Source organism: Mesobacillus foraminis, from assembly GCF_004340465.1.
Lineage (GTDB): Bacteria > Bacillota > Bacilli > Bacillales > Cytobacillaceae > Mesobacillus_B > Mesobacillus_B foraminis.
Map to the genome: position 1 here is coordinate 69,095 of NZ_SLVV01000014.1, position 6,723 is coordinate 75,817.

The following is a 6,723-nucleotide window of genomic DNA, read 5'->3' on the forward strand; positions in this document are numbered from 1 at the left end:
ATCAAAGGGTTCAGCTCTTTTTATTTTATCTCACTGGTACATACTCAAAGCATGTAGTCTTCGTATTCTAAAATGAGCTTTCAGCTTTTATTAGCAGGTGGACTTCCTGGAGCCTCGTTGTAAATATATTTCTCCTCATTGGACAAACTTATTATGTCGATTCGAGTGAAGGAGGAAATAAATATGGCTAATAACATCAAGCAGGAAATGGAACACATTTGGGCCGAAACATGCGGTTCATGGGAAAACTGTAATGAGGAAAACATTCAGCTTTTCTTATCACAGTGCCGGGAAAAGAGCATAGACCCACAATATTGTATGAGCTGGGTAGAGCAGCACAGCGGCCAAATTCCTAACTGGTCAGCCATTTCCCAGGTTTCTCTTGAATGGGTAAATGAACATACTTCAACCGGTTCACCCGTTAACGGACAGGAACCTCAGTAACAGGAGGAGCATTATTCTCCTCTTTTTTATGCCGTTGAGTTTTGGCTGCAGTGGGGCAATTAGCCCAAGATTTAAGATTGCTGAAAATGAATACAAATGAGACTCTTATGTACTAGTTATTACCAAAAGCAAAAAGTGAAAGGGTTTAAGAACGGGCTCCAGACTCAATTATTTTATGCCAGGCTATAGGAGCAGGATTGTAGCCAAAAATGTAGAATTCCTTCTTGTAGAGAGAGGGAGGGAATTCTATGTTAAATTTTGAAGACTTTGGTCTCATATGTTTAGTAGTTTATATAATATTTATTGTCAAAAAGAAAAAGGAAAATTTGGCTGATCCTAATGTTATGTTAAACTGCTTCCTTTTTGTATATATTTTAATTTTAATTAATGTAACCATTTTCCCCTTACCAATTGACAGTCAATTGATAAGAGACAGTATTGAAAGTCCTGAATATAACCCCACAAATAATTTTATACCTTTTCAAAGTATCTCCAATTATTTAAGCGGCCCGCACTTTACAGTAGCGGTAAAAAATATTCTAGGGAATATTCTTTTGCCCGCTCCATTGGGATTTTTCCTAAATTATTACAAAAGGGGACCTATAAGTTTAATGTTACTTATTTTGATTGGCTTTTTTAGTTCCCTATCCGTCGAATTATCACAGTTATTAATTTCCTCTATATTAGGATTTACTTATAGAAGTTTTGATGTGGATGACCTTATTTTAAACACGATTGGCTTTACTTTGGGTTTTATCATTTTTCATATATTCCACAAATTAATACCTGCTCAATATCTAAAGAAATTCTTTAAATTACCTGCCTAAATGATAGAAAGTCAAAATTCAGTAGGAATCCAGACTGGGACTTTGTGGAATCTTGGCCTTAAAGCTCAATAGAAACGATAAAAACAAAATTGTGGGGGAATTAGTAATAATTTATCTAGTGCAGAGCTTGAATAGGATGAAGAAGGCGAAGCTAGAAGGTTGCTGTCGAATCGGGACTCTATACTATACAAGGCCAGTTACAGAAAGTTCAAACTTTTATTTCTTTCATCTTCATTTTACCAACCAATAAAAGGTAAAATAAAAGAAAAGAGATACAGGGAGATATTTATGTCGGTTATTGTGGGTTTTCTGTCATTAGTCACCTTTTTCTGTGCTCCTTTGGCGGTCATCTTTCTTCTTATCTAGATTTACCAGATGAAAAGAAATAGTCAGATTCAAGTTGAACAAAACAATAGAATCATTGAATTATTGGAATCTGAAAAAAAGAGGGATTAATGGGTGCTGGTTATTTTGGTCACTGCACAGTAGTTTGAACACCGGCTTTAAAGCCGGTTTTATTTGTTTTTTTAACAAAAGGGCACGTTCCAGGAAATTAAGGAGGGCACCAATGGGGCGTTACATTAGTATCTTTTTGTTAAACTATTTTGGCTACATTAGGATTATTTATGATGTTACTTATGATAATAGGTGATACCTTTGAATTGGAATTGATCACAGGAGTAGAGGCAACGAAGCAGGAAAAAGGTCTTCATAAGATCGATGAAGACCAAAGCCACGCTAATGAAGCAGGGATAAGGTCTTCATAAGATCGATGAAGACCAAAGCCACGCTAATGAAGCAGGGATAAGGTCTTCATAAGGTCGATGAAGACCATGGCCACGGCAACGAAGCAGGAAAAAGGTCTTCATAAGATCGATGAAGACCAAAGCCACTCTAATGAAGCAGGGATAAGGTTTTCATAAGGTCGATGAAGACCAAGACCACGGCAACGAGGCAGGAAAAAGGTCTTCATAAGGTCCGTGAAGACCAAAGCCACGGCAACGAAGCAGGAAAAAGGTCTTCATAAGGTCGATGAGGACCCAAACTGCGGAAACGAAGCAGGGATAAGGTTTGCCTCTCCCGATTGAGGGTTTTTCTTTTTTATTATTTTGTATAATATTAAAAAATAACCGATAGTACAAAAAGGGAAATGCTTTATTCAAATAGAAAAGCTAAAGGTACATAAAAAAAGAGAAGGTGATCCTCATGAATTTTTTCACCAGTAAAGCATTTATCCATTCGCTTGTGTATGCCGGGATCATCGCCAATGCTCTCGGTGCCCTGGTGTGTTTAATGTTTGGAGAATTGGAACGTATTCCTGCTGAATCACTTAGCGTAGCGATTTATTGCGGGCTTTATCTCTTTCATAAGAAAATGGGGACATGGTAGTAGTTCAATCAGATGAAGGAAAACGTCAAATGGCGAGACGAACTGACCAAGAACGAATTACCAATGCACGAGGAAGTGTTGCAGTAGGTGGTACCGGGTTTGGCCATTGACATGAAAAGGGGTATTCAATATTAAAACGGATGAAAAAACACTGGAATTTATTAAAGTAATCTCTTTTGCGGTCATTGCAATAAGCTTAGCGGTCATTGCTTTTTGGTTGGCTCAGATAGCTGGTGTGTTAGCGCAAAGGAAGATTTTGAATTGTCCGTACCTTTCCTTCTCATTGAGAAAGGAGCTCAAAATGATGGTGGAAGATTGGGGGAAGGCCATACATCTCGCAGGAATCGGGACAACTGCATTTTTATTCAATGAAATTAACAGTCTAGCCGCACTTTGTCCATCATGTATAATAATTTAGAAGCAGTCCCGTTAAAAGTTGACGGACTGCTTTTTCTATAACCCTATATTTTGGCCTCTTGGACAGTGAGTTTTTAATTAAGCATGCCATCTACTAAAGAAATCCTGATCAAGTTAATTAGCGAAAAATAAATGAGACCTGGAATGAGAGCATCTATAAAGAACATTTTAGCATAAGGTTATACTTCACTTCTGTTTTGAATATGGCTTATCATACAGCATTTGATATCCGTATAAAATAAATGATTCGAACATTGTTATCATAATGTGGTGTATCCTCGTAAACTTCACATATTTTAGATATTTTGCTTTGGCCAATAGAGGCATGCCGCCAAAAGCATATGAAAAGTTATTTATTAAGTTTGCTAAAAAATACAGGACAAAATTACCATAGGTCAAATGGAAAATCCACATATTTCCAACTGCGAAGGGACCTAAAACAAGTATTAAATGATTCCACATTCTGTTCTTTGAAGTGCCTTTCTCCTCCCAGAAATGATAATGGGTTCCGATTAAAACGGTTGTCACCGTTAATAGAGCCGAACCGATTGTAACTGGAAAGAATCTCTTTATTGATTTATTTGGCATGAATAAAACAGTTGTCCAAGATAAAACAAATAGTATGCGTATTAAAGTTACTAACATCCTTCTCCCCCATTATCTTTTTTATATATAATCTCCAACAAAAGGATAACTATGAACACTAGTGCAAAATCGAAGCAGTCAAGGAAGGTAAGTTCGATCGCTTAGTTGAAATGGAAGTGCATCTATTTATCTGATAAGAAAAAGCTTATTGGAATATTTTTAGCTTATATGTGGGGATAAAAATGAATCTGTCAAGGATGTTGTTTAGCGAATAAACTGTCCCCAGTGTACATAGTGTTCACGAATGATTATGTAAATTGCATTGTAGTTCATGACCCTTTGAATGAAGGGTATACGCGATACAGCCAAAAAAACGTGTTGAAGAACTTGATGAACTTGATAGCGAAACAGCTAACGATATCATGCAGGTCTAAAGGTTTACCGCAAAAGCTATTAAGGCTATTTACAAACCGGATGGGATTACCATTTGCCAAAAAGGAAGAATATTTAACGAATGATCACATTTCCGCATACATGTTGTACCCAGATACAGACACCAGTCCTTTGCTGATTATTATTTAGAGAGATCCTTTGAAAATGCAGCCGAGAAAAATAAATTGGCAGAATGATAATGAGCTTGCACATTCTCTATAAAAAATCAATTACTTTTTTTATAACTCCGGCGTTTTTTAAAATCAGCTATTTTATCCTTTGTTTGTACAACCTGCAAGTGGAGTTGAAGAACGATTATTTAAATAGATGACGATGACGACTATGATTTATGATCTTCATCTGCATTGATTCCAAAAGCGGCAGTATGCCTGCTACAAATACAACTGATCATCATATGGGACAGGGCTTACATCTTGTAACTGGGAACTCCCGCAGAAATATTTGGCAATAACCAAGGGTTAGGGAAGGATTTTTTTCCTGGATAAAGAATATTTAAGAGGATGTTAAATTGGAGGAGGAGACAGAACCATGATAAATAGAGTCGGTCAGATTATGTTGTATGTGAATAACCAGGATGAGTCAGTGAATTTTTGGACAGAGAAAGCTGGATTTACGGTTATCTCGGATGAAAACAGCGGTGGAATGAGATGGATTGAAATTGCTCCAAGTGAAAATGCAGAAACGAGCATTATTCTGCATGATAAGGAATTAATTGCGAAGATGTCTCCAGAGTTAAATCTAGGCACTCCTTCTTTAATGTTTTTTACAGCAAATCTGGATGAATTATATAGCAAGCTATCAAACCAACAGGTCAAGGTCGGAGAAATTGTTACGATGCCTTCTGGCAGGGTATTTAATTTTGCAGATGACGAAGAGAATTATTTTGCCGTGATGGAAAAAAAGTAAAACCAGACTAAAGAACCCCGCAGAACATTACTGCGGAGCGGTATTACTTTGAATTATATTAGCCTTTATCTGTCAGGCTGGTTCTATATTAAATATCTTTATTTCTATATGCTTCCAGCCTTGGCTTTGAGTACGACTCTTCTTGCATTATGCAAGATTTTTTTTTGCTCTCTTTTATGATTGAAACTTTGGTTTGGATAAAAAAATCGTCATGACGTTTTAACTAGGGTTGTATATTAATCAGTAATTATTATTCCCGTATGGCGAGTCTCCATATCCGTATCCATGGTCGGGCCCACATCGACGTACCCATCGACATTCACGAACCCAGCGGCACCTTGGCGGACGTGGAGGATAGTACCCTCCTCCATTAGGCTGGCCGTACCCCTGTCCATAACCCTGACCAAACTGTTGTCTGCTGATCTCATCCGATTGGCCGAAATATTGTTCTGGAACAGGGGGAATCTCAGGATAAAAATAATTCATTGCATACTCTCCTTTAAATAAATTATGAAACTATGCCCTTTTGTCTTTAGGCAATACCAATATATGTTAGGAAAGTGAAAGGGACCAGGGCTTTTACCCATTGAATAAGCCCCTTTTGGGTTAGTAACTACATACCGTTATTAGGCATTTTGTTGCTGACCGTTGTTTATTAGTACCTGTCAAGGAAGCAGGTGCCCCAGCAGATCGGAAAAAAATACATAACAACCGTCCATTAACGCATTAATTCGAAAAAAATTGTGGATGTTAAGTATGTAGGGAAAAGAATAATGGGCGGTGCTTGAATGTGAGTTTTCTAGCAAGACTATTTGGGAAATCACCGAAAAAGGAGGCAAATAACATGACAAATGTAAAATTGGCCATCATATTCTACAGCATGGGCGGAACCAATCTTCAGCTGGCCAAATGGGCGGAAGAGGGAGCAACAGAAGCAGGTGCGGAAGTAAAAGTATTCAAGGTCCAGGAATTGGCTCCGGACTCTGTAGTCCAGGGCAATGAGGTGTGGAAACGCACGACAGAGCAAATGAAAGACATTCCTGTTGTGGCATCAGGGGATCTTGAGTGGGCAGATGCCATCATTTTCAGCGTACCTACACGCTTCGGCAACGTGCCTTCCCAAATGAAACAGTTCCTTGATACCCAGGGTGGATTATGGGCATCCGGAAAAACAGTCAATAAGGTTGTAAGCGCGATGACATCTGCCCAGAACCCGCATGGAGGGCAGGAAGCAACGGTTCTTTCACTGTATACTTCCATGATGCACTGGGGCGCCATCATTGTGCCGCCTGGCTATACGGATCCTGTTCTGTTTGCAGCAGGCGGAAATCCATATGGGACAAGTGTCACAGTGGGGGAAGACGGCAAAATGAAAGATGCCGCACAGGCAGAGGCTGCCGTCAAGCATCAGGCAAAACGGACAGTAACGGTTGCAGAATGGGTGAAAAAAGGAAATCAATAAGGTGGTTAAAACTAATCGGAGACATTCCGGTTAGTTTTTTTAGTGGTTGCCTAAAAATTTTAAAAGTCCTGTTTACACAGTACGTAAGCAAGTTTCGCATATGGTGCAGGAACGAAGGATGAGATTGCCACTTTAAAATGACTGTCCTCCAGGCCATAAGATACTGCCCGGATGCTGTTTGGAAAATAAACTAGTGAGATTGGAAAATAAAAATGTCGTGCAGGTCCGTTGGATACGGAT

General features: G+C 38.6%; 9 protein-coding genes. 6 read left to right on the plus strand and 3 right to left on the minus strand.

Annotated elements, in window-relative coordinates:
• Positions 1–183 precede the first annotated feature (183 nt).
• The 4 genes from EV146_RS22930 to EV146_RS22940 all read left to right on the plus strand — a co-directional run bounded on the left by EV146_RS22930 (position 184) and on the right by EV146_RS22940 (position 2,660).
• Positions 184–444, plus strand: coding sequence for a hypothetical protein (locus tag EV146_RS22930; protein ID WP_121612553.1), 261 nt, complete (start codon positions 184–186; stop codon positions 442–444).
• A gap of 248 nt (positions 445–692) precedes the next feature.
• Positions 693–1,271, plus strand: a complete 579-nt coding sequence (locus tag EV146_RS22935) for a VanZ family protein (RefSeq protein ID WP_132011074.1) — start codon at positions 693–695, stop codon at positions 1,269–1,271.
• Positions 1,272–1,909: 638 nt separating this feature from the next.
• Complete coding sequence (locus EV146_RS28255; protein WP_277873242.1) at positions 1,910–2,038, plus strand: hypothetical protein; 129 nt, start codon at positions 1,910–1,912, stop codon at positions 2,036–2,038.
• Positions 2,039–2,477: 439 nt separating this feature from the next.
• Complete coding sequence (locus EV146_RS22940; protein ID WP_121612558.1) at positions 2,478–2,660, plus strand: hypothetical protein; 183 nt, start codon at positions 2,478–2,480, stop codon at positions 2,658–2,660.
• A 603-nt stretch (positions 2,661–3,263) separates the two neighbouring features.
• Here EV146_RS22940 and EV146_RS22945 read toward each other — a convergent pair.
• Positions 3,264–3,722 (minus strand): hypothetical protein, encoded by a 459-nt coding sequence (locus tag EV146_RS22945; RefSeq protein ID WP_132011075.1) that lies wholly within the window; start codon positions 3,720–3,722, stop codon positions 3,264–3,266.
• A gap of 921 nt (positions 3,723–4,643) precedes the next feature.
• On the opposite strand from EV146_RS22945, the gene EV146_RS22955 reads away from it, so the two are divergent.
• The gene (locus EV146_RS22955; protein ID WP_132011076.1) at positions 4,644–5,021 is read left to right on the plus strand and encodes a VOC family protein; all 378 of its coding nucleotides are present in this window, start codon (positions 4,644–4,646) and stop codon (positions 5,019–5,021) included.
• A gap of 240 nt (positions 5,022–5,261) precedes the next feature.
• Here EV146_RS22955 and EV146_RS22960 read toward each other — a convergent pair whose 3' ends face one another.
• Entirely contained in the window at positions 5,262–5,507 is a 246-nt protein-coding gene (locus EV146_RS22960; protein WP_132011077.1) for a hypothetical protein, read from the minus strand.
• Positions 5,508–5,865: 358 nt separating this feature from the next.
• Here EV146_RS22960 and wrbA point away from each other — a divergent pair, with 358 nt between their 5' ends.
• Positions 5,866–6,483 carry an NAD(P)H:quinone oxidoreductase type IV gene (wrbA, locus tag EV146_RS22965; protein ID WP_132011078.1) on the plus strand — a complete coding sequence of 206 codons (618 nt, stop codon included), beginning with the start codon at positions 5,866–5,868 and terminating at the stop codon, positions 6,481–6,483.
• A gap of 59 nt (positions 6,484–6,542) precedes the next feature.
• Here the strand turns inward: wrbA and EV146_RS27735 are convergent.
• Positions 6,543–6,723 (minus strand): hypothetical protein (locus tag EV146_RS27735; protein ID WP_206751983.1); only part of this gene is annotated, 181 nt, incomplete at its 5' end.

Bases quoted from the DNA above. Each gene is read 5' to 3' on its own strand.
- EV146_RS22930 (WP_121612553.1), top strand. From the start codon at position 184: ATGGCTAATAACATCAAGCAGGAAATGGAACACATTTGGGCCGAAACA.
- EV146_RS22935 (WP_132011074.1), top strand. From the start codon at position 693: ATGTTAAATTTTGAAGACTTTGGTCTCATATGTTTAGTAGTTTATATA.
- EV146_RS28255 (WP_277873242.1), top strand. From the start codon at position 1,910: ATGATAATAGGTGATACCTTTGAATTGGAATTGATCACAGGAGTAGAG.
- EV146_RS22940 (WP_121612558.1), top strand. From the start codon at position 2,478: ATGAATTTTTTCACCAGTAAAGCATTTATCCATTCGCTTGTGTATGCC.
- EV146_RS22945 (WP_132011075.1), bottom strand. From the start codon at position 3,722: ATGTTAGTAACTTTAATACGCATACTATTTGTTTTATCTTGGACAACT.
- EV146_RS22955 (WP_132011076.1), top strand. From the start codon at position 4,644: ATGATAAATAGAGTCGGTCAGATTATGTTGTATGTGAATAACCAGGAT.
- EV146_RS22960 (WP_132011077.1), bottom strand. From the start codon at position 5,507: ATGAATTATTTTTATCCTGAGATTCCCCCTGTTCCAGAACAATATTTC.
- wrbA (WP_132011078.1), top strand. From the start codon at position 5,866: ATGACAAATGTAAAATTGGCCATCATATTCTACAGCATGGGCGGAACC.